Origin of the sequence: Candidatus Accumulibacter vicinus (assembly GCF_000584955.1) — a bacterium.
GTDB classification, from domain to species: Bacteria; Pseudomonadota; Gammaproteobacteria; order Burkholderiales; family Rhodocyclaceae; genus Accumulibacter; species Accumulibacter vicinus.
This window is the reverse complement of the sequence record NZ_JDSS02000004.1, coordinates 72,858-97,690: the sequence shown is the minus strand read 5'-3', so window position 1 is coordinate 97,690 and position 24,833 is coordinate 72,858. Positions and strand designations below refer to the sequence as shown.

The 24,833-nt window shown below is 61.8% G+C and carries 23 protein-coding genes and 1 pseudogene; 13 read left to right on the top strand and 11 right to left on the bottom strand.

All coding sequences use genetic code 11. The annotated features are described in order from the left end of the window. Positions 1-69: 69 nt before the first annotated feature. The 7 genes from CAPSK01_RS00600 to CAPSK01_RS00565 form a co-directional block, all read right to left on the bottom strand. Positions 70-1,080: an FAD:protein FMN transferase gene (locus tag CAPSK01_RS00600; protein ID WP_034921072.1), complete on the bottom strand. Its 1,011-nt coding sequence runs from the start codon at positions 1,078-1,080 to the stop codon at positions 70-72. A 23-nt stretch (positions 1,081-1,103) separates the two neighbouring features. After that, a complete protein-coding gene (gene gshB, locus CAPSK01_RS00595) occupies positions 1,104-2,060 on the bottom strand; it encodes a glutathione synthase (protein WP_034920932.1) in 957 nt (318 codons plus the stop codon). Next, positions 2,051-3,361, bottom strand: a complete 1,311-nt coding sequence (gshA, locus tag CAPSK01_RS00590) for a glutamate--cysteine ligase (RefSeq protein ID WP_034920929.1) — start codon at positions 3,359-3,361, stop codon at positions 2,051-2,053. Before gshA ends, gshB begins: the two co-directional genes overlap by 10 nt. Positions 3,362-3,488: 127 nt before the next feature. Then, positions 3,489-3,953: a CreA family protein gene (locus CAPSK01_RS00585; RefSeq protein WP_034921069.1), complete on the bottom strand. Its 465-nt coding sequence runs from the start codon at positions 3,951-3,953 to the stop codon at positions 3,489-3,491. A 154-nt stretch (positions 3,954-4,107) separates the two neighbouring features. Continuing rightward, a complete protein-coding gene (parC, locus tag CAPSK01_RS00580) occupies positions 4,108-6,462 on the bottom strand; it encodes a DNA topoisomerase IV subunit A (RefSeq protein WP_034920926.1) in 2,355 nt (784 codons plus the stop codon). Between the two features lie 510 nt (positions 6,463-6,972). Beyond that, on the bottom strand, positions 6,973-7,452 hold the full coding sequence (locus tag CAPSK01_RS00570) for a Uma2 family endonuclease (RefSeq protein WP_034920922.1): 480 nt from the start codon (positions 7,450-7,452) through the stop codon (positions 6,973-6,975). A gap of 149 nt (positions 7,453-7,601) precedes the next feature. Next, on the bottom strand, positions 7,602-10,208 hold the full coding sequence (locus CAPSK01_RS00565) for a bifunctional aconitate hydratase 2/2-methylisocitrate dehydratase (RefSeq protein WP_034920920.1): 2,607 nt from the start codon (positions 10,206-10,208) through the stop codon (positions 7,602-7,604). A gap of 135 nt (positions 10,209-10,343) precedes the next feature. On the opposite strand from CAPSK01_RS00565, the gene CAPSK01_RS00560 reads away from it, so the two are divergent. From CAPSK01_RS00560 to CAPSK01_RS00535, 6 genes and pseudogenes are all read left to right on the top strand, one after another. Next, positions 10,344-10,700 (top strand): hypothetical protein, encoded by a 357-nt coding sequence (locus tag CAPSK01_RS00560; protein ID WP_273702805.1) that lies wholly within the window; start codon positions 10,344-10,346, stop codon positions 10,698-10,700. A 137-nt stretch (positions 10,701-10,837) separates the two neighbouring features. Further along, positions 10,838-12,205, top strand: a complete 1,368-nt coding sequence (gene miaB, locus CAPSK01_RS00555; protein WP_034920914.1) for a tRNA (N6-isopentenyl adenosine(37)-C2)-methylthiotransferase MiaB — start codon at positions 10,838-10,840, stop codon at positions 12,203-12,205. Next, positions 12,202-13,248, top strand: a complete 1,047-nt coding sequence (locus tag CAPSK01_RS00550) for a PhoH family protein (protein WP_273702804.1) — start codon at positions 12,202-12,204, stop codon at positions 13,246-13,248. Before miaB ends, CAPSK01_RS00550 begins: the two co-directional genes overlap by 4 nt. Next, a pseudogene (gene ybeY, locus CAPSK01_RS00545) lies at positions 13,235-13,684 on the top strand (rRNA maturation RNase YbeY); the annotation flags it as partial. The gene CAPSK01_RS00550 and the pseudogene ybeY, both read left to right, overlap by 14 nt. A 180-nt stretch (positions 13,685-13,864) precedes the next feature. Beyond that, entirely contained in the window at positions 13,865-14,080 is a 216-nt protein-coding gene (gene rpmE, locus CAPSK01_RS00540; RefSeq protein WP_034920912.1) for a 50S ribosomal protein L31, read from the top strand. Positions 14,081-14,166: 86 nt separating this feature from the next. Further along, positions 14,167-15,831 (top strand): glycosyltransferase family 39 protein, encoded by a 1,665-nt coding sequence (locus tag CAPSK01_RS00535; RefSeq protein ID WP_034920910.1) that lies wholly within the window; start codon positions 14,167-14,169, stop codon positions 15,829-15,831. Here the strand turns inward: CAPSK01_RS00535 and orn are convergent. Further along, positions 15,828-16,373: an oligoribonuclease gene (gene orn, locus CAPSK01_RS00530; protein ID WP_034921060.1), complete on the bottom strand. Its 546-nt coding sequence runs from the start codon at positions 16,371-16,373 to the stop codon at positions 15,828-15,830. The genes CAPSK01_RS00535 and orn overlap by 4 nt on opposite strands. Before the next feature lie 43 nt (positions 16,374-16,416). On the opposite strand from orn, the gene CAPSK01_RS00525 reads away from it, so the two are divergent. The 4 genes from CAPSK01_RS00525 (at position 16,417) to CAPSK01_RS00510 (ending at position 19,347) form a co-directional block, all read left to right on the top strand. Next, entirely contained in the window at positions 16,417-17,655 is a 1,239-nt protein-coding gene (locus tag CAPSK01_RS00525) for a M48 family metallopeptidase (RefSeq protein WP_034920908.1), read from the top strand. A gap of 196 nt (positions 17,656-17,851) precedes the next feature. Continuing rightward, positions 17,852-18,187 carry a 4a-hydroxytetrahydrobiopterin dehydratase gene (locus CAPSK01_RS00520; protein WP_034920906.1) on the top strand — a complete coding sequence of 112 codons (336 nt, stop codon included), beginning with the start codon at positions 17,852-17,854 and terminating at the stop codon, positions 18,185-18,187. After that, on the top strand, positions 18,184-19,050 hold the full coding sequence (gene rsgA / locus CAPSK01_RS00515) for a ribosome small subunit-dependent GTPase A (RefSeq protein ID WP_034920902.1): 867 nt from the start codon (positions 18,184-18,186) through the stop codon (positions 19,048-19,050). Before CAPSK01_RS00520 ends, rsgA begins: the two co-directional genes overlap by 4 nt. 18 nt (positions 19,051-19,068) lie before the next feature. Then, positions 19,069-19,347: a polyhydroxyalkanoic acid system family protein gene (locus tag CAPSK01_RS00510; RefSeq protein WP_273702803.1), complete on the top strand. Its 279-nt coding sequence runs from the start codon at positions 19,069-19,071 to the stop codon at positions 19,345-19,347. 34 nt (positions 19,348-19,381) lie between these two features. Here CAPSK01_RS00510 and CAPSK01_RS00505 read toward each other — a convergent pair whose 3' ends face one another. Then, positions 19,382-19,642 (bottom strand): acyl-CoA-binding protein, encoded by a 261-nt coding sequence (locus CAPSK01_RS00505; protein WP_034920899.1) that lies wholly within the window; start codon positions 19,640-19,642, stop codon positions 19,382-19,384. Between the two features lie 78 nt (positions 19,643-19,720). On the opposite strand from CAPSK01_RS00505, the gene CAPSK01_RS00500 reads away from it, so the two are divergent. The 3 genes from CAPSK01_RS00500 (at position 19,721) to CAPSK01_RS21290 (ending at position 23,167) form a co-directional block, all read left to right on the top strand. Then, positions 19,721-21,202: a wax ester/triacylglycerol synthase family O-acyltransferase gene (locus tag CAPSK01_RS00500; protein ID WP_034921055.1), complete on the top strand. Its 1,482-nt coding sequence runs from the start codon at positions 19,721-19,723 to the stop codon at positions 21,200-21,202. Between the two features lie 27 nt (positions 21,203-21,229). Beyond that, positions 21,230-21,871, top strand: a complete 642-nt coding sequence (locus CAPSK01_RS00495) for a putative metalloprotease CJM1_0395 family protein (protein ID WP_273702802.1) — start codon at positions 21,230-21,232, stop codon at positions 21,869-21,871. Positions 21,872-21,940: 69 nt separating this feature from the next. Then, positions 21,941-23,167, top strand: coding sequence for an adenylate/guanylate cyclase domain-containing protein (locus CAPSK01_RS21290; protein WP_273702801.1), 1,227 nt, complete (start codon positions 21,941-21,943; stop codon positions 23,165-23,167). Positions 23,168-23,232: 65 nt separating this feature from the next. Here CAPSK01_RS21290 and CAPSK01_RS00485 read toward each other — a convergent pair whose 3' ends face one another. Together CAPSK01_RS00485 and CAPSK01_RS00480 are read right to left on the bottom strand one after the other, a co-directional pair. Next, positions 23,233-24,054, bottom strand: a complete 822-nt coding sequence (locus CAPSK01_RS00485) for a serine protease (RefSeq protein ID WP_273702800.1) — start codon at positions 24,052-24,054, stop codon at positions 23,233-23,235. 2 nt (positions 24,055-24,056) lie between these two features. Beyond that, positions 24,057-24,833: transglycosylase SLT domain-containing protein (locus tag CAPSK01_RS00480; RefSeq protein WP_034920896.1), on the bottom strand; the 777-nt coding region annotated here is incomplete at its 5' end.

Genomic DNA, 24,833 nt, shown 5'->3' with positions numbered 1-24,833 from the left:
GCGCCCACCCCGTACGACAATCCGTCATTCTAAGCGATTCCGCGCGGCTCGGCAGCATTGGCGAACGCATCAAGGGATGACCTCAAGCTTCCGTGGCCGACCGCCGACGTACTCGAGCCGACCGTGCAGGGCACTGCTGACCTGCACCTGGCCTTGTGCGTCGACCCGCAGCACCTGCTCCACCTGCAACGCACGCGCCAGACGCGGCCAATCGCTACCGGCGATGAATAGCGGCTTGGAAGCAACGTCGCTGAGCGTTCCGGCCCCCGCGCGCGGCGAGATCAGGACGCTCAGCGACTGCGTATGCAACGCCGGCTGCGCACTGCGCGGGTCGAGCAGATGACAGTAACGGCGACCGTCGATCTCGAAGAAGCGCTGATAGTCGCCCGAGGTACCGATCGCCTCACCGTTGGCCAGTTCGATCGTCGCCAGCGGCCCGGGCTGGCGCGGATGCTGGATGCCGACGCGCCAGCGCTGCCCATTCTTGCTCCCCAGCGCCATGACATTGCCGCCGATGTTGATCAATGCATTGAGCACCCCCTGTGCCTGGAGAATGGCCGCCGCGCGGTCGAGCGCAACGCCCTTGAGATAGCCGCCGAAATCGAGGGCCACTTCGCGCTTGTCGCTGCTGGCGTAAGCGCCCTCGATCCGCAGATCGAGAATGCTTGGCCGGGCTGCCCGCCAGGCAGCTCGGGCCAACGGATCGGGTAGCGTGGCCGGCAATTCGTCGGACTGGAAACCCCAGAGGCCGATCAGACCGCCGATTCCCGGGTCGAAAAGCCCTTCGCCAAGGCGCGTCAGGCGCTGCGCTTCGGCAATCAGTCCTGCCATTTCCGGCGTCACCGGCTGCCGCCTGCCGGCCGTGATGGCCGCGTTCAGCGCGCTCAGCTCGGACGGTTTCCAGGCATGGTAGGTGCGATGCAGGCGATCGAACTCGCGCAGCACGGCCGCCGCTGCCGGACGCGCTGCCGCTTCGTCGAGGCCGGCGATCAGCACTTCGACGCGGGTTCCGAAAACAAAGGCTTCCTGATGATGCAGGGGCGCCCGCTCACAGGCCGCCAGGACGCTGGCGAGAAGCAGTGCGAGCAAGCGGACCAGGATGGCTAGGGGGCGGCGGCAAGGCACTGGCGATCGAGCGCGGCAATGAACATGGCGGCGGCGTCGAAACCGGTCTGCTCGGCGATTTCGACCATGCACGTCGGGCTGGTGACGTTGATCTCCGTCAACCAGTCGCCGATCACGTCGAGGCCGACCAGCAGCAGGCCGCGGGCGGCCAGCACCGGCGCCAGCGTGCTGGCGATTTCCCGATCGCGAGCGCTCAGTTCGCGGGCCACGCCGGTACCGCCGGCGGCCAGGTTGCCGCGGGTTTCGCCGGCCTTGGGAATGCGCGCCAGGCAATAGGGAACCACTTCACCGCCAACGATCAGGATGCGCTTGTCGCCATCGACGATCTCGGGGATGTAGCGTTGCGCCATGATCGTGCGCGCGCCGTCACGGGTCAGCGTTTCGACGATCACATTGCGGTTCGGGTCGTCATGACGAACGCGGAAAATCTGGGTTCCGCCCATTCCGTCGAGCGGTTTGAGAATCGTGTCGTGTTCGTAGTCGATGAACGCGTGGATCACTGCCGCGTCGCGCGCCACCAGCGTCGGCGCCGAAAAGTGCGCGAACTCGGCGATCGACAACTTCTCGGAATGGTCGCGCAGGGCGCGCGGCCGGTTGAAAACGCGCGCCCCTTCGGCTTCTGCACCTTCAAGCAACCAGGTGGTGGTCACGTATTCCATGTCGAAGGGGGGATCCTTGCGCATCACGACGGCGCGGAAATCACGCAAGGCGACGACGTGACGGTCGACCTCGGCAAACCAGTCATGATCGTCGGCAAGCATTTCCAGATGCACCGCAGCAGCGCAGACGCCGTGCAGCGGCGACCAGTGAATGGCCTCCTGCTGGATCGTCCACACTGCGTGCCCTGCCGCCTGGGCAGCGCGCATCATCGCGATACTGGTATCCTTGTAGGCCTTCAGCGACCGCAGGGGGTCGACGATGAATGCTATGCGCATGCCACTTGCTCCTCAATCGGTGCCGTACGTTCGAGTTCGAGCGAGGCCGCGAGCTGCGCCAGGCGGGCAACCACACCGTAGACGTAAAAGCGGTTCGGTGCAGCATCGGGATTCTGGCCATGGTCGGGCAGCGAGCAACTGGTCTCGAAGGCCAGCGGCTCGAAGTGCATGCCCGGCGCGTTGAGATTCTCATCCTTGCCGCGCCCGCTATGGACACGGTAAAAGCCACCCACGACAAAGCGGTCGATCATGTATACCACCGGTTCGGCGACGCCTTCGTCGCTGCCGCTGCCGACCCGCTCATAGGAATGCACTCCTTCCTGGATGATCACCTGCGACACCGCCAGACCTTCCTTGATCACCGACATCTTGTTGCGCTGCCTGCGGTTGAGGCCGGTCACCTGGGCTGCATCCTTGACCGTCATCACCCCCATGCCATAGGTGCCGGCGTCGGCCTTGACGACCACGTAAGGAGTTTCTTCGATCCCGTATTGCTGGTATTTCTCGCGGATCAGACCGAGCACGGCATCGACATTGGCAGCCAGGCAGTCCTCACCTTGTCGCTCATGAAAATTGACGCTGCTGCAGACCGAAAAGTAGGGGTTGATCCGCCACGGGTCAATCCCGACCAGCCTGGAGAAGTTTTCCGCCACTTCATCGTAGGCTGCAAAGTGGTTCGACTTGCGGCGCAAAGCCCAACCCGCATGCAGCGGCGGCAGAACGAACTGCCCGTCGAGGTTTTGCAGAATCCGCGGGATACCCGCCGAGAGATCGTTGTTGAGCAGGATGGCACAGGGGTCGAAGCCTTCGAGTCCCAGCCGGGAGCGACTGCGCAGCAGCGGTTCGAGAAGCAGCGAGCTGCCGTCGGGAAGCAGCACCGGCGTCGGCTTGTCGATCTCCGGCGACCACGAGCCGAGGCGCACGTCGAGGCCGGTCAGGCGCAGGATCGCCGCGAGCTGTGCGACGTTCTGCAAATAAAAGAGGTTGCGCGTGTGCTTCTCGGGAATCAGCAGCAGCCGCCTGGCGTCGGGGCAGATCCGGTCGATCGCCGCCATCGCCGCCTGCACGCAGAGCGGCAGGAAGGTGACGTCGAGATTGTTGAAGCCCCCGGGAAACAGGTTCATGTCCACCGGCGCCAGCTTGAAACCTGCGTTGCGCAGGTCGACCGAGCCATAAAAAGGCGGCGTATGCTCCTGCCACTGCCCGCGCAACCAGCGCTCGATCTCCGGCATGGCGTCGAGGAAACGCCGTTCAATTTCCAGCAGGGGCCCGCTGAAGGCAGTCATGAGGCGTGGAACCATGGGCTTTCTCTCCTTCCCGTCAGCGCCGGCCGGCGCAGCGGAATGCTCGGTGGAAACACCTGCTCTACGGCAGATCGACGGGTGATCTTACAGCAGCACGGCTTTTGCAGGCGATCCGGACGCACCGTCAGCGTTCCCCCCAGGGCATCACCGGCACCGTCGAGATACTGTTCGCCGGCGCGCCGTCGATCAGCTTGCGACTGATCGCGAGGTAGACCAGGGTCTTGTGGGCTTCGTCCCACATCCTGACGACGCGTGTCTCCTTGAACAGAATCGAAGTGTCTTCGGCAAACACCGTCGCCTCTTTCGGCAGCTTCGCGGGCAGCGTAATCGGTCCGGTCTGCCGGCACGCCAGCGAGAACTGCGACGGGTCCTGCGCGAGGCCAAACGAACCGCTGATGCCGCCGGTTCTCGCCTGGCTGACATGACAGGTCACGCCCGGCACTTTCGGATCAGGAAAACTCTCGACGCAGACCCGGTGATTGGCACCGACCAGTTTCCACTCGGTGGTCACACAAGCGACCTGCTCGGCCAGCACCGGCGCACTCCAGAAGGCAAGCAGGCCCCAGACAACAGCCTGTCGACCCGGCATCCAACGATTGCGAATGATCAATTTCTCTCTCCTTTACGGCAAGGCACACAGGTTGGGTTGGGGTTGGGGTTGGGGTAGCGTAAGCCGACGTTTTCCGTTACCCGATGTCGGTGACGCCCGATGGGCTAACCCAGCTACAAATGCTCGCCCACCATCACTCCGGAGATGCGGCCAGCGTCACATTGCCGAGTTGCCCTACCGGCGAACCGCGCCGCGCACGCTGACCGAGATGCCGATCTTCCGAAAGCAGGGTCTTGATGCGGTTCCGGAACATCCCCTTGATCGTCACCCGGTCGCCCTGGGTGGCGACGACCGCGCGCAAGGATTCGTTGTCGTGCAGGCCGATGATCTGCACGCCCTTGCCGGCCGACAGGCGCTTCATCTGTTCGAGCGGGAAAACCAGCAGGCGGCCATCTTCGGACAAGGCCGCCAGATGATCCTTGCCGGCAAGCCTCACCGGCGGCAGGATGGTCGCCCCCTCTTCGACGCTCAGGAAGGCCTTGCCGGCCTTCTGACGCGACAAGAGGTCGGCGTAGGTACAGATGAAGCCGTAGCCGGAAGTCTTGGCGAGCAGCAGTTCGTCGCCCGCAAGCCCGGTGAGCACATGCGCGATCTTCCCGGTACCGAGTTCGACGAACGACGACAGCGGTGCGCCCATGCCGCGACCGTCGGGAAGACTGGCGACCGCCAGGGTGAATGCACGCCCTTCGGTCGACAAAATCACCAGCGAGTCCACCGAGCGGCATTCCTGCGCCGAACCGGCGCGATCGCCGTCCTTGAAGACGACGCCCGAGAGGTCGAGGTTGTGCCCCTGCCGGACACGCGCCCAGCCCTTCTCGGAGATGATCACGGTCACCGGCTCATCGGCGACGGCCGCGACCTCCGAGCGCGAAGCGGTGGCCGCCGCGAGGAGGATCGTCCGGCGGGCATCGCCATGCTTCTCGGCATCAGCCCGGATTTCGCGAATCACCTGCCGGCGCAGCAGCGTGTCGCTGCCGAGCAGTTTGACCAGGCCTTCGCGTTCACCACGCAGCTTCGCGAGTTCCTGCGCGATGCGGATTCCCTCGAGTCGGGCCAACTGACGCAGGCGGATTTCCAGGATGTCTTCGGCCTGCCGGTCCGAGAGCGTGAAGCGCGCGATCAACGCCCTTTTCGGATCGTCGGATTCGCGAATGATGCGGATCACTTCGTCGATGTTGAGGAAGACGATGTGCCGGCCTTCGAGAATGTGGATGCGGTCGTCGGCCTTCTGCAGGCGGAACTCGGTACGCCGATGCACGGTCCGGATGCGGAAGCTACACCACTCGCCGATCAGGTCGGCGAGCGATTTCTGGCACGGTCGGCCGTCGATACCGACCGCCACCAGGTTGATCGGCGCCGAGGTTTCAAGGCTGGTATGCGCCAGCAGTAGCGCCACGAACTCGTTGCGGTCGATGCGTGCGCTGCTCGGCTCGAAAACCAGACGCACGTCGTCGTCCTTGCCCGACTCGTCGCGCGCCCGGTCGAGCTGCGATGCCATCAGCGCCTTGAGCTGTGCCGCCGCCTGTTCGATCACCTTCTTGCCCGGTTTCGGCTGCGGATTGAGCAGGGCCCCGACCTCGGAAAGCACCTTGGCCGAGGAAACGCCCGGTGGCAACTCCTTGAAAACCACCTGCCAGGCGCCGCGCGCCATCTCCTCAATCTCGTAGCGCGCACGCACGCGCAGGCTGCCACGACCGCTGCTGTAGGCGGCGGCGATGTCGCTTGCCGACGAGATGATCTGGCCGCCACCAGGATAGTCTGGTCCTGGGAGGTGCACCATCAGTTCGCCGACGCCGGCGGCCGGGTGCTCGATCTTGTGGATCACCGCTGCGGCGACTTCGCGCAGATTGTGCGAAGGCATTTCGGTGGCCATGCCGACGGCGATTCCCGAAGCGCCGTTGAGCAGCAGGAAAGGTAGCCTGGCCGGCAGGAATGCCGGTTCATCGAAGGAGCCATCGTAGTTCGGCTGGAAATCGACCGTGCCTTCGCCGAGCTCGCCAAGCAGCAGCTCGGCGATCAGCGTCAGGCGCGCTTCGGTGTAGCGCATCGCCGCGGCGTTGTCGCCGTCACGCGATCCGAAATTGCCCTGGCCATCGACCAGCGGGTAGCGCAGCATGAACGGCTGCGCCACCCGCACCATCGCGTCGTACGCCGAGGTGTCGCCGTGCGGGTGATACTTGCCGATCACGTCACCGACAACGCGCGCCGACTTGACCGGTTTGGCGGTCGCCGACAATCCGAGTTCGCGCATTGCGAAGAGGACGCGGCGCTGCACCGGTTTCAGCCCGTCCTTGACATCCGGCAGGGCGCGACCCTTGACCACCGCGATCGCATACTCCAGATAGTCGCGCGCTGCCGAATCGTGCAGCAGGATGCTGTCGTCGTCGTCGCCAGACGGCAGCACTGCCGACGGCGGCGGTACGGCTGGCGGTGCCGCTGGCGCGTCGAGCAGGTCACCAAACAGGTCTGGCGTCGAATTTTTCCTCACTGACAGATCACTCTCAAATCTCTGCGCCGATCAGGGCGCCGTTTTCTTCCATTCGCGACTCTCTCCTGTCGCAGGTGCTCTTCGCCGTCGAACGTATGGATCTTGCGCAGCATGTGCTTCCTGCCCTGGCCGGGGTCATCCTCAACCCGAAGGCCTGAGCGCAACGAGAAGGACGGGACCGTCCGCCCGGAGTGACGTTCCGGCGGTTCAGAATCGCCGTGAGTCAGTCCGGGAATCGTTTTGAAGTGCTGCATGGCGTGCGATTGTACCGCACACGCGTGCTTCGCCATGCCTGTCGCGCACCCTCAGCCACGGAACCCGTTCCGAAGGAAGCAGGATCCCGCGCCTTTGCTCTCCTGGCCAGCGTCATCGAAAGCAGCCGCCGTCTCGGCGTCTCTGTCTGGCAATATCTCGGTCCCGTCATCCGTACTGCCCGTACGGGTTTGCACCCCCCGCTTCCCTCCATCCCGGCAGCAGCATAGGTTACTTCGGATCGGTCCGCTGGGGCGCCTAGTTAGGCTTGATCCAATCAGGGAACCCAGGAGTAATTTTGGACTTTTCCAATATTCCGGATTGATCATAAAACTCGACATTCCCCTCTTCACTACAGATCCAGACCTCTTTGGCTCCCGCCTCTAGATACAATTCCTTCTTGTGTAACTGTTGTTTTTTCGTGTTGCCAGGAGACATGACTTCAATACAGAGTTCTGGCGCCGTAGGGCTAGCTGTTTCATCTCTAACTTGCGCCAACAGTTCATCAGAAATCCAAACAACATCAGGGGCCTTGATATTTTCAGAGGTTGCCACCGGAAACTCTTGTAACACTCTACCCTTGTTTAAAAGTGATTTGAGCAAGCTGGAAATATAGTCTTGAAGAATCACATGCCTGATACTAGCAGGACTCATCACAATTTGGCTCCATTCATTCAATTCGATTTTATAGGGTAAGTCTTTGAGTGACGGATCAGCGCAGACTTGTTCCCAATCCATAACGCTCTCCTCTTTTCAATAGTTCCACTGCAAGAATGGCATCTCCGGCCGAGTATCCAATCTCCTGGCATTCTCGCCCAATAAACAACGGCCTGCGCAGGCAAAGCCCGGCAGGCCGTTGTGCGGGCACGCGCAACGCCAGGTAAAGCTTACACCGTCACCGTCTCCGCCACATCACTGAACTCCTTGATCTGATCGAAGTTCATGTAGCGATAGACATCGGCGGCCTTGGCGTTGACCGTCTGCACCTGCTCGAGATACTCGGCCGGCGTCGGGATCCGGCCCATCAGCGCGCAGACGGCGGCGAGTTCGGCTGATCCCAGGAAGACGTTGGTGTCGATGCCGAGACGGTTCGGGAAGTTGCGCGTCGAGGTCGACATCGCGGTACTGCCTTTCCTGATCTGCGCCTGGTTGCCCATGCACAGCGAACAGCCGGGCATTTCCATGCGCGCGCCGGACTTGCCGAGAATCGCGTAATAGCCTTCCTCGTTGAGGATCATCGCGTCCATCTTGGTCGGCGGCGCGATCCACAGCCGCGTCGGGATGTCGGTCCGGCCTTCGAGGACCTTGCCGGCGGCGCGGAAGTGACCGATGTTGGTCATGCACGAACCGATGAAGACTTCGTCGATCCGGGTGCCGGAGACCGCGGAGAGCAGCTTGACGTCGTCCGGATCGTTCGGACAGGCGACCAGCGGCTCGGTGACCTCGGCCAGGTCGATCTCGATCACCGCCGCGTACTGCGCGTCGGCGTCGGCCTTGAGCAGTTCGGGATTGGCGATCCACGCCTCCATCGCCTTGATCCGGCGACCGAGGGTGCGCGCATCCGAGTAGCCGTTGGCGATCATCCACTTCATCAGCGTGATGTTCGAGCGCATGTATTCGATGATCGGTTCCTTGTTCAGCGCCACCGCGCAGGCCGCGGCCGAACGCTCGGCGGCGGCGTCGGAGAGCTCGAAGGCCTGCTCGACCTTGAGATCCGGCAGCCCTTCGATTTCCAGGATGCGGCCCGAGAAGATGTTCTTCTTGCCTTTCTTCTCGACCGTCAGGAGACCGGCCTGGATCGCGTAGTAGGGAATCGCATTGACCAGGTCACGCAGCGTCACGCCGCGCTGACCGGCTTCGGCGAGCGAGCCCTTGAAGCGCACCAGCACCGATTCCGGCATGTCGAGCGGCATCACGCCGGTGGCGGCGGCAAAAGCAACCAGGCCCGAACCGGCCGGGAACGAGATGCCGATCGGGAAACGCGTGTGCGAATCGCCGCCGGTGCCGACGGTGTCGGGCAGCAGCAGGCGATTGAGCCAGGAGTGGATGACGCCGTCGCCCGGACGCAGGGCAACGCCGCCACGCGTGCTGATGAAGCTCGGCAGCTCGCGGTGCATCTTGACATCGACCAGCTTCGGATAGGCAGCAGTGTGGCAGAACGACTGCATCACCATGTCCGCCGAAAAGCCGAGGCAGGCCAGATCCTTCAATTCATCGCGGGTCATCGGACCCGTCGTGTCCTGCGAGCCGACGGTGGTCATCCGCGGTTCGCAGTAGGTGCCGGGCAGCACGCCCTTGCCTTCGGGCAGACCGCAGGCACGTCCAACCATCTTCTGCGCCAGCGAGTAGCCCTTGCCCGGATCGGCCGGATTCTGCGGCAGGCAGAACAATGTCGATGCCGGCAGGCCGAGCGCTGCACGCGCACGCATCGTCAGGCCGCGCCCGATGATCAGCGGAATGCGGCCACCGGCGCGCACTTCGTCGAGGATCACCGGCGTCTTCAGTAGTGATTCGGCGATCACGGCACCGTTCTTCAAGGCGGTGACCTTCGAGGTGGCGGCGTCGATCCTGAGTTCGATCTCGTCGCCCATGTCCATCTGGCCGACGTCGATTTCGACCGGCAGCGCACCCGCGTCTTCCATGGTGTTGAAGAAGATCGGCGCGATCTTCGAGCCCAGGCAGACGCCACCGAAACGCTTGTTCGGAACGTAGGGAATGTCTTCGCCGGTGAACCACAGCACCGAATTGGTCGCCGACTTGCGCGACGAACCGGTGCCAACGACGTCGCCGACATAGGCGATCAGGTTGCCCTTCCTGCCGAGTTCTTCGAGCTGCTTGATCGGACCACGCTCACCGGCCTTGTCGGGGTTGATCCCGGGACGCGGGTTCTTGAGCATCGCCAGCGCATGCAGCGGAATGTCGGGACGCGACCAGGCGTCTGGCGCCGGTGAAAGATCGTCGGTGTTGGTTTCGCCGGTGACCTTGAAAACGGTGAGCTTCTGCGCAGCCGGCACTTCGGGACGCGAGGTGAACCACTCGGCGTCGGCCCAGCTCTGCAGCACGGATCGGGCATTCGGATTACCCTGGTCGGCAAGTTCCTTGACATCATGGAAGAAATCGAAGACCAGCAGCGTCTTCTTGAGGGCTGCGGCGGCGATCGTTCCGGTGGGAGCGGAGAGCAGGTCGATCAGCGGCTTGACGTTGTAGCCACCCAGCATCGTGCCGAGCAGTTCGGTGGCCTTTTCCGCCGAGATCAGCGCGCAGGACTCTGCCCCCTTGGCGACCCGTGCCAGGAATTCGGCCTTGACCTTGGCAGCATCATCGACACCGGCCGGCACGCGATAGGTAATCAGCTCGACGAGAGTCGCTTCTTCGCCCTGTGGCGGGTTCTTCAACAGTCCGATGAGTTCCTCGGTCTGCCTGGCAGTCAGCGGCAGCGGCGGAATGCCGAGCGCAGCGCGTTCGGCAACGTGGGCACGATAGGATTCCAGCACAGCGACGTCCTTTCTCAAAGATTGTAACTAGGGTAAAACATGATTGTACTGCAAGGGCGCCCAGCCATGCCTGCGCAGCGAAGCTTTGCGCAAGATGGGCTGACAGCGGGGCGCCGGCTTGTCTATAATGGGCCGATGGATCTCCCCACAACACTCCTGTACAGCATTCTCAGCTCCATCGTCGAAGCCGCACTGACGCCCTCCCCTGACACGCAGGTGCTGCATGAACCGATGGCCATGGCGCGCGCACTGCCTGAAGAGGCCAGGCAGGGAGTCTTGCAGCCACCGACCGGAGACGGTTTCCTGACCATCAGTGGCCAGCAATGGCCACTCGCCCCGACGGCGCAGTTTCGTAATCGGCAGAACCTGCTGGTCCTGCCGATACAGATTCAGGACCCCGTCGAAGTCGTCTATCTGCCCGATGCTTCCGGCGCGATCCATCGCGTCTGGATGCTGACGCCGAGCGAGGCCTCGGTATCGCGACCACGCTGACGGTCATGACTTTTCCAGACACCCCCGATCATGAAAGTCATGACCGTTTCCCCTCCCCCACGCGTGGAGAGGGGAGATTCGTGAGCCGCTGACGGGACTTTGGCATTAACGCAAACAACAAAGCAGGCATGGCAGACATGGCCAAAAAACTCTTCATCCGCACCTTCGGGTGCCAGATGAACGAGTACGATTCGGACAAGATGGCCGACGTGCTCGCCGCATCCGAAGACATCGTCCAAACCGATACGCCCGACGATGCGGACATCATCCTCTTCAACACCTGCTCGATACGCGAGAAGGCGCAGGAGCGCGTTTTTCATGACCTCGGCCGGGTACGCCTGCTGAAACTCGCCAATCCCGATCTGGTGATCGGTGTCGGCGGCTGTGTGGCGAGCCAGGAAGGTGCGGCGATCGTCGCCCGTGCCCCTTATGTGGATGTGGTTTTCGGACCGCAGACCCTGCATCGGCTGCCGCAGTTGATTGCCGACCGGCGTCGCCTGGGCAAGTCACAGGTCGATATCTCCTTCCCGGAAATCGAGAAGTTCGACCATCTGCCACCGGCGCGGGTCGAGGGCGCTGCCGCTTTTGTCTCGATCATGGAGGGCTGCAGCAAGTTCTGTTCGTTCTGCATCGTTCCTTACACGCGCGGCGAAGAGGTGTCGCGGCCTTTCGAAGATGTCCTGACCGAAGTCGCCGGGCTGGCCGCACAGGGCGTCCAGGAGGTGACCCTGCTCGGACAGAATGTCAACGCCTACCGCGGCGCCATGCTGGGCAGCGGGCAGGCACTCGCTGGCGATGAGGCGGCCGACCTCGCCTTGCTGATCGAATACATCGCTGAAATTCCGGGCATCGAGCGCATTCGCTACACCACCTCGCATCCCCGCGAGATGTCGGCACGGCTGATTGACACCTATACCCGGGTGCCCAAGCTCGTCTCGCACCTGCATCTGCCGGTGCAATCGGGGTCCGATCGGGTTCTGGCGGCGATGAAGCGCGGCTACACGGCGCTCGAATACAAGAGCCTGGTGCGCAAGCTGCGCGCTGCGCGTCCTGATCTCTCGCTCTCATCAGACTTCATCGTCGGTTTTCCGGGCGAAACCGACGATGATTTTGAAAAGACCATGAAACTGATCGACGAGATCGGCTTTGACGCCTCGTTCTCGTTCCTCTACAGTGCGCGCCCAGGAACACCGGCTGCCGAGCTTGCCGACGATACGCCGCAATCGCTCAAGCTCGAACGTCTGCTGCGCCTGCAGAAGCGTATCGACGAACTGGCGCAGGCGGTTTCGGCAGCGATGGTCGGCAGCGTCCAGCGGGTGCTGGTCGAAGGCGTGTCGAAGAAGAACCGCCGGGAATTCGCGGGGCGAACGGACAACAACCGTGTCGTCAATTTTGCCGGCAAGGCTGGCGACAACACGCCCCTTCTCGATCACTTTCTCAATGTCCGCATCACTTCCGCCCTGCCGCATTCGCTACGCGGCGAGATCGTCGGTGCAAGCACATGAACACGCATGCTTCCGAGCGCCCGGCTGCACACTCCTCGCCGCCGAAAAGCCGGGCCACCGAACTGCTGCTGTCGCCGGTCAACAACAAGCAACTGGCCAATCTGTGCGGCGCCCTCGACGAGAATCTGCGCCAGATCGAGACCGCCCTCGACGTCTCGATTGCCCGCCGCGGCGAACGCTTTACGCTGCGCGGCGAAGCCGGACAGCGGGCGCGCGCCTCCGAGGCTCTGCAGCAGTTCTACGCCCAGGCCAAGGACACCTTGTCGGTCGATGACATTCAGCTCGGCCTGATCGAACTGCTCAACCGACCGGTACGCCACAACGCGTCGGGTGGCGGCCTGGCACCGGCGCTGCTGACCCGCAAGACCGAGCTGCACGGCCGCACGCCACGCCAGATCGAATACCTGAAGCACATCCAGGAACACGACATCACCTTCGGTACCGGCCCGGCCGGTACCGGCAAAACCTATCTTGCCGTCGCTTCGGCGGTTGACGCCTTCGAACGCGAACTGGTGCAGCGCATCGTGCTCACCCGCCCGGCAGTCGAAGCCGGCGAGCGCCTCGGCTTTCTGCCGGGTGACCTCGCACAGAAGGTCGATCCCTATCTGCGACCGCTCTACGATGCGCTCTACGATCTGATGGGCTTCGAGCGCGTCGGCAAGCTGTTCGAACGCGGTGCGATCGAGATCGCACCGTTGGCCTATATGCGCGGCCGCACCCTGAACCACGCTTTCATCATTCTCGACGAGGCGCAGAACACGACGCCCGAACAGATGAAAATGTTCCTGACGCGCATCGGCATCGGCGCCAAGGCGGTAGTCACCGGCGATGTCACCCAGATCGACCTGCAGCGTGGCCAGAAGAGCGGCCTGATCGAGGCCCGCCAGATCCTCAGGGAAGTCCGCGGCATCGCTTTCACCGAGTTCCTGAAGGAAGACGTCGTGCGCCATCCGCTGGTGGCGCGCATCGTCTCGGCCTACGAAGCGCACACCGCTGCGCTGGAAGTTCACGCCGCCGCGCCGGCCGGGCATGGCGAAGTGTGAGCGGCGGCTGCAGGTCAGCGTACAGCATGCCGGTGACTGGCCGGACCTCCCCGGGAAATCGCAGGTTCGTCGCTGGGCACGTGCTGCGGCAGTCCATCACGGCGTTGGCGGACAGATCACCGTACGCTTTGTCGATACCGACGAAGGCCGCAGCCTGAACCGTACCTACCGGTCCAAAGACTACGCGACCAACGTCCTGTCCTTTCCCTATCAGCAGGAACCCTCGCTCTGCGGTGATCTCGTGCTCTGTGCGCCGGTCGTTGCGATCGAGGCGAGCGCCCAGGGCAAATCGCTCGAAGCCCATTACGCCCATCTGATCGTCCATGGCATGCTGCATCTGCAGGGCTACGACCATGAAACGGGCAAGAAGGAGGCCCGTGAAATGGAAAACCAGGAGCGCCGGGTACTGGCTGCGCTGGGCTATCCAGACCCCTATCGGCTGGAAAATCAATGGATTGCACGGAAAGAGGAAGGCCTTCGATCGGTGATCGCGATATCAGCGAGAAAGACTCCGGATTGCAGACAGTGGAAAAATCGCCGATAATGATGCCTTTGATGCCTCATGCTCTGCTTGTCGCCTGATCATGACAGCCTTAACCTACAGGAAAAGCACCAGATGAAAGACAAAATCCATCCTGCCTACGGTGAAATCGCGGTGACCTGCTCCTGCGGCAACACCTTCACCACCCGGTCGACAATGAAGAAAGCGCTGCACGTCGAGGTCTGCTCGGCCTGCCATCCTTTCTACACCGGTAAACAGAAAATCATCGATACGGCTGGCCGCGTCGAGAAATTCAACCAGAAGTATGGCGCGATGCGCAAACCGGTCTAGGTCGAACAGTGGGGTCGACAGAAAAAGGCAGCCCCACGGCTGCCTTTTTCGTTCCCAAATAGCGGCTTATCAGTACTCATTTCCAGATGCCGGCGCAGGCGGAGCATGCTCGCTTCCGGGGAATTCCATTGCCGCCCAATGGCTGGACTCTGGCGATTCTCCTCGTCCTCTATATTTGCACGGGGCTGATCGGTCACGACCCCTGGAGAAATGATGATGCAGTCACGATCGGCATCGTCCATGACCTGGTCTCAAACGGAAACTGGCTGACGCCAAGCCTCGCTGGTCGCCCTTACCCCGACGCACCTCTCTACTACTGGGTGGCAGCCAGCGGCAGTCGGCTGTTGTCCTGGCTCTTGCCGCTGCATGAGGCGACGCGACTGGCCAGCGGAGTATTCACCCTGCTCGCCCTGGGCTTCATTTTCCTCGCTGCACGCGAACTGCACGGTCGCGAACAAGCTCCGGCCGCACCGCTGCTGCTTGCCGGCAGCATTGGCTTCCTGTTCCACGCGCATGAAGCGCAGCCCATGCTGGCGGCGCTAACAGCGCACACCGCCGCCTACTGGGGACTGACGCAACTTGACAGGCGACCGCTGCGAGGCGCTTCCTGGTTCGGTTCGGCGCTCGGACTGGGTTTCCTCGCCAACGGCCTGGCGGCGATGTTGCCGCTGCTGCCCGTGGCAGCGTTCGTGGTCTGGCGATCCGACCATCGTCAACGCTCGGCGCTGCTGCTGCTTGGCTCGCTGCTGTTTGCCTGTGCGCTTGCCGGCGGGTGGCTGGCCGCCTTGTTCGCGACCTCGCCCGAGTACCTCGCCGCCTTCTCGCAGGGCGAGTTGACCCAGCTCAGCGCCAATGGGCAACCCCTGCTCGCTGTGCAGCGCCTGCTGCTGATGCTCCCTTGGTATGCCTGGCCAGCCTCCCCTCTCGCCTGCTGGGCACTCTGGGCAAAACGGCGCCAATGGGCTACGACCCCGCTGGCCTTGCCGATGTTTGCTTTCGTAGTCTCTCTGCTGATGGTCGGCAGCGCTATCGGAGCACGCAGCGTACCAGCTTTGCTGCTGCTGCCACCGCTGGTTCTGCTGGCCGTTCCGGGCGTCGCTTCACTGCGACGTGGCGCGGCGAACGCGTTTGACTGGTTTGGCATGATCACCTTCAGTCTCCTTGCCCTGCTGGCCTGGATTGGCTGGTGCGCAATGGTCTTCGGCTGGCCAGAAAGGCTGGCACGCCAGGCTGTTCGACTCGAACCGGGATTCGTGGGGCACTTCAGTATCCTGTGCGCCAGCGTCGCCCTGCTGGCAACCTTGGTCTGGTGCTGGCTGATTATGACCAGTCCGCGTTCCCCCATGCGCGGGATCATGCACTGGATGTCCGGTCTGACCTTGTTCTGGCTGCTGATCGTAACGCTCTGGATGCCCTGGATCGACTACAGCAAGACTTACCGCCAGGTATCCGCTTCGCTGGCCAAGGCACTGCCCGAGAATCGCCACTGCATTGCCGGAGCCAACCTCGCTGATTCGATCATCGCCTCACTGGACTACTTCGACGGGATCCGTACTATTCCGGCAAACTCCGCCACCGCCAGGAAGTGCGACTGGCTGCTGATCCACGGCGCCCCCAGGGATGGCCGCTCCCCAGCGGCCAGCGGCTGGCGGAAGGTCTGGGATGGCGGTCGTCCCGCCGAACGCCGGGACAGCGACCGACTGCACCTCTATCGGCGCGACGTCAAGAGAGGTTCATCGCCTGGCAATTAGAGTCTGATGAAGTGCTCGCGGTAGTACTTCAATTCGTCAATCGATTCGCGGATATCCGCGAGCGCGGAGTGCTCGGAGCGCTTGACAAAACCTCTTGCCACCTCGGGTTTCCAGCGCCGACAGAGTTCCTTGAGGGTGCTGACATCCAGGTTTCGGTAATGGAACCAGGCCTCAAGCTGCGGCATGTATCTTGCCATGAAGCGTCGATCCTGGCCGATCGAGTTGCCGCACATCGGGCTGACCGCCTGGGGAACATAAGCCCGCATGAACTCCAGCGCGGCTGCCTCGACAGCCGCCTCGTCGAATGTGGATGCCCTGACCCGATCAATCAGTCCGGAGCGGGCATGTGTCTTCCGGTTCCATTCGTCCATTGCATCGAGGCAGGCATCCTCCTGATGTACAGCCCACACCGTTGATTCGGCGATGGTCATCAACTGACTGTCGGTGACCACCATCGCCAGTTCGATGATGCGGTCGCAGTCAGGTACCAGACCGGTCATTTCCATGTCCAGCCAAACGAGGTAGGAAGCGTCCTTTGTCATATAATCCATCTGAACCGTAAAGTCGCCATTGTGTCACAACCGTATGTTCAATACCTTCTCCCTCATCTTTCTTGCCGCCTTGTTGGTCATGTGCGCCTTGCGCCTCTGGCTGGCGCAGCGGCAAATCACGCATGTCATGGCGCATCGCGGCCGCGTACCCGAGAACTTCGCTGATCGTGTCGATCTCAAGACTCATCAAAAGGCCGCCGACTATACCGTAGCACGCAGCCGCTTTGGCAGGATCGGCCTGGCCGTTGAAGTGGCGATGCTGCTCGCCTTCACGCTGGGTGGAGGTTTGCAGATACTGCATGACTTCTGGTCAGCACGACTCGATGGCCTGCCCTACGGGGTCGCACTCATCTTCAGCGTCCTGCTGATTTCCGCCATCGTTGACCTGCCGCTCAGCCTGTATCACCAGTTTGTCATCGAAGCAGAATTTTCCTTCAACCGCATGACTCTCCGAATCTTTTTCGCGGATCACCTCAAGCAGGCCATCCTGGCCATCGTCATCGGCACGCCGGTGCTGCTCGCCGTGCTCTGGCTGATGGCGAGAATGGGGGAGCTGTGGTGGCTCTACGTATGGCTCTTCTGGTGCACTTTCAACCTGCTCCTCCTGTTCATCTATCCAACCTGGATCGCGCCGCTATTCAACAAGTTCGTCCCGCTCGACGATGCCCGACTCAGAACGCGCGTCGAGGCACTGCTGGATCGCTGCGGCTTCGCCAGTTCGGATCTTTTGGTGATGGACGGATCGAAGCGATCGAACCACGGTAACGCCTACTTCACTGGTTTCGGCAAGACGAAGCGCATCGTCTTCTTCGATACCCTGCTCGACCGCCTGCAAGCCGTTGAGATCGAAGCCGTGTTGGCACACGAACTGGGACACTTCAAATACCGGCACGTGCAAAAGCGGATCGGTATGCTCTTTGTCCTGTCACTCGGGTTTCTTGCCATCCTGGGGCAACTGATCGATGCCGGCTGGTTCTTCAGCGGTCTCGGTCTGACGAGCCAGAACACGGCTCTTGGGCTGGTCCTTTTCTTTCTCGCCGGACCGGTTTTTGCTTTTCTGCTGACCCCGCTGCTGAGTCTCCTCTCGCGTCGCGACGAATTCCAGGCAGACCGCTACGCGGCGGCCCATGCTTCGGCCAGCGATCTGGTGGCCGCCCTGGTCAAGATGTACGAAGACAATGCCGCGACCTTGACCCCTGACCCGCTACATTCCTTGTTCTACGATTCACACCCACCCGCTGCCCTGCGCATCGCCCGCCTGCAGGACGCCTGACGATCATGACTTCACCCCTGATGATGAAAGTCATGACCGTTCCCTCTCCCCCGGCTCTTCCCACGGCCCGCGCTGCATCGCGGGCCGGCTACGGCGGCGCAGAGCAGAGCAGAGCAGTGCTCCGCGAAACCCCGCCTTCGCCCCTTCCGTGCGTCGCTGACGCGACTTTCACATTAAGCAGAAACAGGAGGATCCCATGCTCACCGAACTTGCTCTCGAACATTGCCGGCCGCTACGCGGCAGCGAACACGCCCTGGATCCCGCACAGGCCTCGGCCCTGCTGGCCGACCTGCCAGGCTGGCAGATTGCCGAGCCCGGTCTGCTCCATAAGGAGTTCACCTTTGCCAGCTACGCGGTCACCCTGCTATTCGTCAACACCGTCGCAGGCCTTGCTGAACGAGAGAACCATCATCCTGATCTCGAAGTCGGCTATGGCCGTGTGAAGATCAGCTACAGCACGCATGACGTTGCCGGCCTGTCGCGCAACGATTTCATCTGCGCCGCCAAGATCGAAGCACTGGCACGAATTTGAGACTGGCCGGCAGCGTCATCGCCGCTTACGGGCGGCAATACCGGGTTGAGTTGCGCGATGGCGAGACGCTGCTCTGCGTTCCTCGTGGCAAAAAGAGCGAACTGGTCTGCGGTGACCAGGTGAAGGTGCAGCGAACCAGTGCCGACCAGGGCGTCATCGCCACGCTTGAACCGCGGCGAACGCTGCTCTATCGCTCGGACCACTTCAAGCAAAGACTGATTGCCGCCAATGTGACACAACTCATCATCGTCGTCGCCACCGAACCGCCGTTTTCGGACGATTTGATCACACGCTGCATCGTCGCCGCCGAAAGTCAGGACATCCAGGTTCTGATCGTTCTCAACAAGTGCGACCTCAGTGAACGTGTACCGGCAGCTTCGGCGACCCTGCTGGCGTACGAGAAACTGGGTTATCGGGTTCTGAAGCTCTCTGCGCGCAACGATGGCGAACGCCTGTTGCCGTACCTGGCGGACCATACCAGCCTGCTGATCGGCCAATCCGGGATGGGCAAATCAACGCTGATCAATGCCCTGATCCCAGACGCCTGTACGCCCACCCGGGAAATCTCGCAGGCACTCAACGCCGGCAAGCACACCACTACGCATGCCCATCTCTATCACCCCAGTACGGGTGCTGCGCTGATTGACTCGCCAGGGCTGATGGCATTTGGCCTGCGCCATCTCTCGTCGGAGGACATTGCGCAGGCTTTTCTCGAACTGCGACCACTGCTCGGCCAATGTCGATTTCGCGATTGCCAGCACGACCGCGAACCCGACTGCAGTATCCTTGCCGCCGTCGAGCATGGCGCCATCGACCCTCGCCGCTATGCGGCGTTCCGCTCACTCTGTGCCGAAATCGGCTGACATCCAAGGACCTCTCACATGAGCGAAATCATCATTCGCCGCCGGCATGACAAGAGCCTCGCCGAGGCGCGTACCGCCGCCGAACATATGGCCGGCGAATTACAGGAAGAGTTTGACCTTGACTACGCGTGGGACGGCAACCGGATGCGTTTCAAGCGGCCGGGTGTGACCGGCGAACTGACCCTCGACGAAAAGGAAGTGTCGCTCAGCATCCGTCTCGGACTCCTGCTCTTCGCTGTCAAACCAGCCATCGAACGCGCAGCCCACAGATACTTCGACGAGAACTTTCCGGTCTGAACCAGACTGTCGGGCAAGCCGCCAGTCCTTGCTTTCAGGCTGCTTTCAGTTGCTCGACCACGGCAATGTACTGCTGCATCGCAACGTCCGCTGCAGTGCCCTTGATTGCCGCCCAGGCATCGTACTTGGCGCGACCGACCATATCGGTCAAGCCGGGGCGACGACCTTCAACATCGCCTTCGGTCACCTGCTTGTAAAGGGCATAGAGCCTCAGCAAGGTGGCGTTGTCCGGGCGCTCGGGCAGGGTCTTGGAACTGGCCACGGCGGCCTCGAACTGGGCTTGCAAGTCACTCACGTTGGTTCCTCCGGTTGATGATCACTTGAAATGACTTGCTATTATATGGGCTGGCCATTTTTCCCGGGAGCAGCCGCAATGAACCCACGCGAAAGAATTGCCCACGTCGACAACGCCTGGCTGCGCATGGATCGTCCAGAAAACCTGATGCAGATCGTCGGGGTCATGATCTTCAAGGGCCGCATCGACACCGAACGTTTCAAGCGTACCGTCGCACAGCGCATCGTGCGTTACCGGCGCTTCCGGCAAATTGCCAGGCAGGATGCCCATGGTAACTGGTGGGATGACGACCCCGACTTCGACATCGACACGCATGTCCGCCATTCTTTTCTCCCAGCGCCTGCCGGCAAGAACGAGCTGCAAAAATTCGTTGCCACCATGGCCGGCACCCCACTCAACCCGTCACGACCCCGCTGGGAATTCAACCTTGTCGACACTGCCGACGGCAACTCCGCACTGGTGGTCAGAATCCATCACGCGATTGCGGACGGCATCGCCCTGACTGGCGTCATCAATTCGCTGACCGACAACGACATTGATGCCCCCGAGGACGGCGGAACGGTGGCAGCGCCTCCTCAGGATGATCCTGCTGACGACCAAGGGAGCGATACTGGCGACGCTTTCTGGCGAACCATCCTGGAGCCGCTCAGCGAAGTTGCTCTGGCCTCGATCCGCATCGGGGGCCAAGTGTGGGGACACTACCTGGGCCTGCGTCATAACCCCGCGACGATCCGCGACTATGTGCTCGTCGCCAGGGCCATCGCCGAGGAAGTCGGCAAGCTGGCGCTACTGCCCAACGACACCCCGACGCGCTACAAGGGCAAAGCGGGGACGGTCAAACGGGTCGCCTGGTCCGAGCCGATCTCCTTGCCCGAAATCAAGGCCGTCGGCAAGGTTCTCGGCTGCTCGGTGAACGACATCCTGCTGGCTTCGGTGGCAGGTGCCCTGCGCGGCTACCTGATGGCCAGAGGCGACCCGGTGGCTGCCACCGAGATTCGTGCGATGGTCCCGGTCAATCTGCGCGCACCGGATGACATCGAGGATCTTGGAAACCGCTTTGGTCTGGTGGCTCTCGAACTGCCGATCGGCATCGACAACCCACTGGCCAGGCTCTACGCCACTCGCGCCAGGATGATGGCGTTGAAGGGTTCCTATCAGGCAATGCTGACCTTCACCCTGCTGGGCGCCGCCGGCATGGCTCCCAAGTTCATCCAGGACCAGCTCCTCAATCTGCTGGCCAGCAAGACCACGGCGGTGATGACCAACGTCCCCGGCCCGCAACAGCCACGCTTTTTCGCCGGCTGCAGGATCGAGCAGGAAATGGTCTGGGTCCCGCAAGCCGGCGACATCGGCATGGGTGTCAGCATCCTCTCCTACAACGGCCGTGTACAGTTCGGACTCATCACCGACAAGAACATGGTCGACGACCCTGAGCAAATCGTCAACCGCTTCGCCGGCGAATTCGACAAACTTCTGTGGCTGCTGCTGCTTGAGCCTTGGGACCGACTCGACAATCCGGCAGCGGTGGAAGAAGACCTGGGTGCCCTGACCGACAGTTGATCCTAACCAGAAACCAGAGGTCGAGAAATGATCGCCAACCTGTCGCCAAGCAGCAGTACATTCATAGCCGTACGTCAAGAGCGTCCTGATGTATCGCTATCGAGTCGCGATACGGCAAGCGATGGCAGTGTCACGTCGCATGTCGAAGCAGACGGCCAGAGCGAACACAGCAAACCCGGCATCCAATCCAGGAGCCAAGGCGACGGCCAACTCTCCGAGGCCGATCTGCAAAAAATACAGGTCTTGCAGCAACGCGACCGTGAAGTACGCGCTCACGAAATGGCGCATGTCGCTGCCGGCGGCAGCCTGGTCCGCGGTGGCGCCAGTTTTACCTACGAATTCGGCCCGGATGGGCAACGTTATGCAATGGGTGGTGAAGTCGGGATCGACACCTCGCCCGGACGCACACCCGCTGAAACTCTGGCCAAGGCCGAGCAGATCAGGGCCGCTGCGCTGGCCCCCGCCGACCCCTCGGGGCAAGACCGGCAGGTCGCCGCCATGGCTACGCGCATGGCGATGCAGGCCAGCATGGAACTGGCAAGCCAGGGCAACGCCAGTGCCCGCCGGCACGACACATCCGGCACACCAGGCCAGCCGACGCTGGCCGCCTATACCGATACCGCGACGAGTGAGCAATCGCCGGGGTCGGCCATTGATCTTTTCGCCTGAACTCTGCCATTCTGCCTGCATGAACGCATCCAGTCTCCCGAAGCCGGCCGACAGGAGTCAGGAAGCGTGATGAGTAACTGCGGTGCCTCAGGGGAATTCGTCTATACCGACGTCGAATTTCGCCAGTATCGCCGCCACCGGGCGCTGCGCTTGTTGCATACCGGAGTCGGACTCCTGCTTGCCTATGCGATGGCATGGAGTGTTGTTGCACTGACGCGGGGCGACTGGCCAACGTTGATCCTGCAAGGAGTTTCAGTCTGCGGAGGGGCCTGGGTGTGGTTCTGTCTCTGCCGCGGACAACTCGGTCTTGCCGGTCACAGTTATTTCTGCATCGTCATTCCGGTCGTCGCCGGCATGATTGCACTCGAGGGCGTGACGGGTCCATTTCTCAGCATGAGCCACTACCAACTGCTTCCACTGATCGGTGGCGCCTATCTGTTGTTCTTCGAGCACGGGAAGCTCGGTCGGCGGGTGTATGTGGGCACCTGTGTCATGATCTTCGTTTCGGTCGAACTGGGTTTACTGACCTGGCCAGCACTGGGCCCTGCCTACCTGCCCGACGCTCAACGGACGGGCCGCTGGATTCTCTCGCTGGCGAATTTCGCCTCGCTGATCTGGGTAGCCCGGCTTTTTGTGGCCGATATGGCTGAAGCCGAGAAGCAGCTCGCGGGTGCCAACGCGCGCATGGAAGCACTCCTTGAAAACATGCTGCCACCGACGATCAGCCAGCGCTTGCGCCGCGAGGGACGCACCTTCGCCGATGCCTTCGGGGAATGCAGCGTGCTCTTTGCGGACATCGTGGGCTACACTGCGCTATCCGAATCATTGCCCAACGTCGTTGGTCTCCTGGACGCCATCTTTACACGTTTCGATGATCTCACCGAGCAAAGCGGGCTGGAAAAGATCAAGACGATTGGCGATGCTTACATGGTCGCGGCGGGCATTCCCGTTGCGCGCCCCGATCACGCCATCGCAGCCGCAGAACTGGCTTTGCGAATGCAGACGGCAATCAAGGATTTCCCTGGGCTGGAGATCCGTATTGGCATCAATTCGGGAGCAGTCGTAGCTGGCGTGATCGGGAAGAAGCGCTTCATCTACGACCTCTGGGGCGATACGGTCAATATCGCCGCCCGCATGGAATCGCAGGGAATATCCGGCGAGATCCAGATCAGCGACGCGACGCGCGCCTTGCTGCCAAGCAACTTTATCTGCGAAGATCGTGGCGAGATTGTCGTCAAGGGCAAAGGCCGGATGCGCGTATTTCTACTCAAAGGTTACGAGACACCGATCTCTTGATAGTCAATGTGCTAATCATGGATATATCGCCATGCACGCCAATGACAGGAATGGTGGCAGATCAATCAGTAGTTCTGCGTCATCAACTCGCGCAGGTAGCGCACAGGGATGGCGAAGCTGATTCCAGAAGGCTTGCTGAGGACCGATTCCTTGCTTTCCTTGACGAATACCATGTTGATGATGCCGATCACCTCGCCCCGGGTCGTTTCATACAGCGGGCCACCGCTATTGCCGGGATAGGCAGTGGCGTCAAGCTGATAGATGTCAAAGCTGCCGCTCCTGATCTGCTGCACGACCCTGGCGTTGAGCTGTCGCGCATTCGCGCTGGGCAGCACGATCGGAGTAATCGACGAGATGATGCCGCGGTGGGTGACTGGCGACAGCCCCAGTGCCCCGCCGATCGGAAAACCGGTAAAAGCAACCGACTGCCCTTCCCTGACCAACTCGGAATCGTGCAGGATGAGCGCCGGTAAGGCCTGACCATCGACACGCAACAGGGCCAGATCGTGCACCTTGTCGACCCGGATCACCTTCGCCAAGCGTTGCTGGGCTGCGGCGCTGGCAGAACGGAAGACGATGGCCAACGTCTCGCCGGCGGCCACATTGAGTTCTTCCTGAATGACGTGCGCGTTGGTCGCCACCTCGTAACCGTCGCCGACCACAAAACCTGTACCGCGCATTACGAATTGCGGACTGCGCGTGCGTTGAAGGGTACCAATGACCACCACGGAAGGTTTGACCCGTTCGATCAGCTCGGGCAAATCTGCCCAGACGGGTCCAGCAACCCACAGCAAGCCAGGGATTAGCGCAAAAGCCGCCAGCCTCCCCGAAACGGTCGCAGCGCGCCGGTAAGCGCCACCACAGATCAGCAAGAACCAGAATCTCATCCCTAGGCTCCCTTGCTCAGGCGAATCCGCGGCAACTCCGGAGAAGGCGTCGTAATCCTGGCATCATAGGGATGGTCGTCACGTTTGAAGAGGCTGATGATCCGCTGCACGTAACCGCGTGTCTCCGCGTAAGGGGGAACGCCGCGGTAACGGTTGACGGCTCCTTCACCGGCATTATAGGCAGCCGCCACCAGACTGACATCGCCTTCAAAATAGGCCAGCAACCACCGTAAATAGGCCAGACCACCGCGCAGGTTCTGCTCCGGATTAAAGGGATTCTTGACGTTGAAGCGTGCCGAAGTATCGGGAATCAGCTGCATCAGTCCCTGCGCATTCTTGCTCGACAGTGCTCCGGCGTTGAAGTTGGATTCGGTCCGAATCACCGCCAGAGCCAGACGCGGACTGACACCGTATTCGGGCGCCAACTGGTGCACCAGACCGACGATCATTTTCTGCGCTTCGTTGCGCGGCAGCATGTCATCCGTGCCATCGTCGACAGGCGGCAGCAACAGCGGGCGCATGCAATCCGGCACCTCCGACGTCGGGTCGCCGACAAAACGCTGCATCTTCTGCGACTGGAGATGTCCCTGCCTGGCCGCCAGGCTGAAAAAGTATGCCGCCAGGGCGTCGTTGCGATCGACCCCTCGCCCGTTGGCGTACATCCACCCGAGACTGAACTGGGCTTCGGAATCACCCAAGCGGGCACCATCGCAATACAGTTTGACCGCCCGCGCATAATCCCTGGGCACCCCCTCCCCATGTTCGTGCGCCTGCGCTTC

What these genes read in the sequence shown, in the direction of transcription:
- rpmE (WP_034920912.1), top strand. Translation starts at nt 13,865, where the DNA reads ATGAAAGACAAAATCCATCCTGCCTACGGTGAAATCGCGGTGACCTGC.
- CAPSK01_RS00485 (WP_273702800.1), bottom strand. Translation starts at nt 24,054, where the DNA reads ATGAGATTCTGGTTCTTGCTGATCTGTGGTGGCGCTTACCGGCGCGCT.
- gshB (WP_034920932.1), bottom strand. Translation starts at nt 2,060, where the DNA reads ATGCGCATAGCATTCATCGTCGACCCCCTGCGGTCGCTGAAGGCCTAC.
- CAPSK01_RS21290 (WP_273702801.1), top strand. Translation starts at nt 21,941, where the DNA reads ATGAGTAACTGCGGTGCCTCAGGGGAATTCGTCTATACCGACGTCGAA.
- CAPSK01_RS00495 (WP_273702802.1), top strand. Translation starts at nt 21,230, where the DNA reads ATGATCGCCAACCTGTCGCCAAGCAGCAGTACATTCATAGCCGTACGT.
- CAPSK01_RS00520 (WP_034920906.1), top strand. Translation starts at nt 17,852, where the DNA reads ATGCTCACCGAACTTGCTCTCGAACATTGCCGGCCGCTACGCGGCAGC.
- CAPSK01_RS00550 (WP_273702804.1), top strand. Translation starts at nt 12,202, where the DNA reads ATGAACACGCATGCTTCCGAGCGCCCGGCTGCACACTCCTCGCCGCCG.
- CAPSK01_RS00525 (WP_034920908.1), top strand. Translation starts at nt 16,417, where the DNA reads ATGTTCAATACCTTCTCCCTCATCTTTCTTGCCGCCTTGTTGGTCATG.
- CAPSK01_RS00560 (WP_273702805.1), top strand. Translation starts at nt 10,344, where the DNA reads ATGGATCTCCCCACAACACTCCTGTACAGCATTCTCAGCTCCATCGTC.
- CAPSK01_RS00500 (WP_034921055.1), top strand. Translation starts at nt 19,721, where the DNA reads ATGAACCCACGCGAAAGAATTGCCCACGTCGACAACGCCTGGCTGCGC.
- CAPSK01_RS00510 (WP_273702803.1), top strand. Translation starts at nt 19,069, where the DNA reads ATGAGCGAAATCATCATTCGCCGCCGGCATGACAAGAGCCTCGCCGAG.
- orn (WP_034921060.1), bottom strand. Translation starts at nt 16,373, where the DNA reads ATGACAAAGGACGCTTCCTACCTCGTTTGGCTGGACATGGAAATGACC.
- gshA (WP_034920929.1), bottom strand. Translation starts at nt 3,361, where the DNA reads ATGGTTCCACGCCTCATGACTGCCTTCAGCGGGCCCCTGCTGGAAATT.
- miaB (WP_034920914.1), top strand. Translation starts at nt 10,838, where the DNA reads ATGGCCAAAAAACTCTTCATCCGCACCTTCGGGTGCCAGATGAACGAG.
- CAPSK01_RS00570 (WP_034920922.1), bottom strand. Translation starts at nt 7,452, where the DNA reads ATGGATTGGGAACAAGTCTGCGCTGATCCGTCACTCAAAGACTTACCC.
- CAPSK01_RS00585 (WP_034921069.1), bottom strand. Translation starts at nt 3,953, where the DNA reads ATGCCGGGTCGACAGGCTGTTGTCTGGGGCCTGCTTGCCTTCTGGAGT.
- CAPSK01_RS00535 (WP_034920910.1), top strand. Translation starts at nt 14,167, where the DNA reads ATGCCGGCGCAGGCGGAGCATGCTCGCTTCCGGGGAATTCCATTGCCG.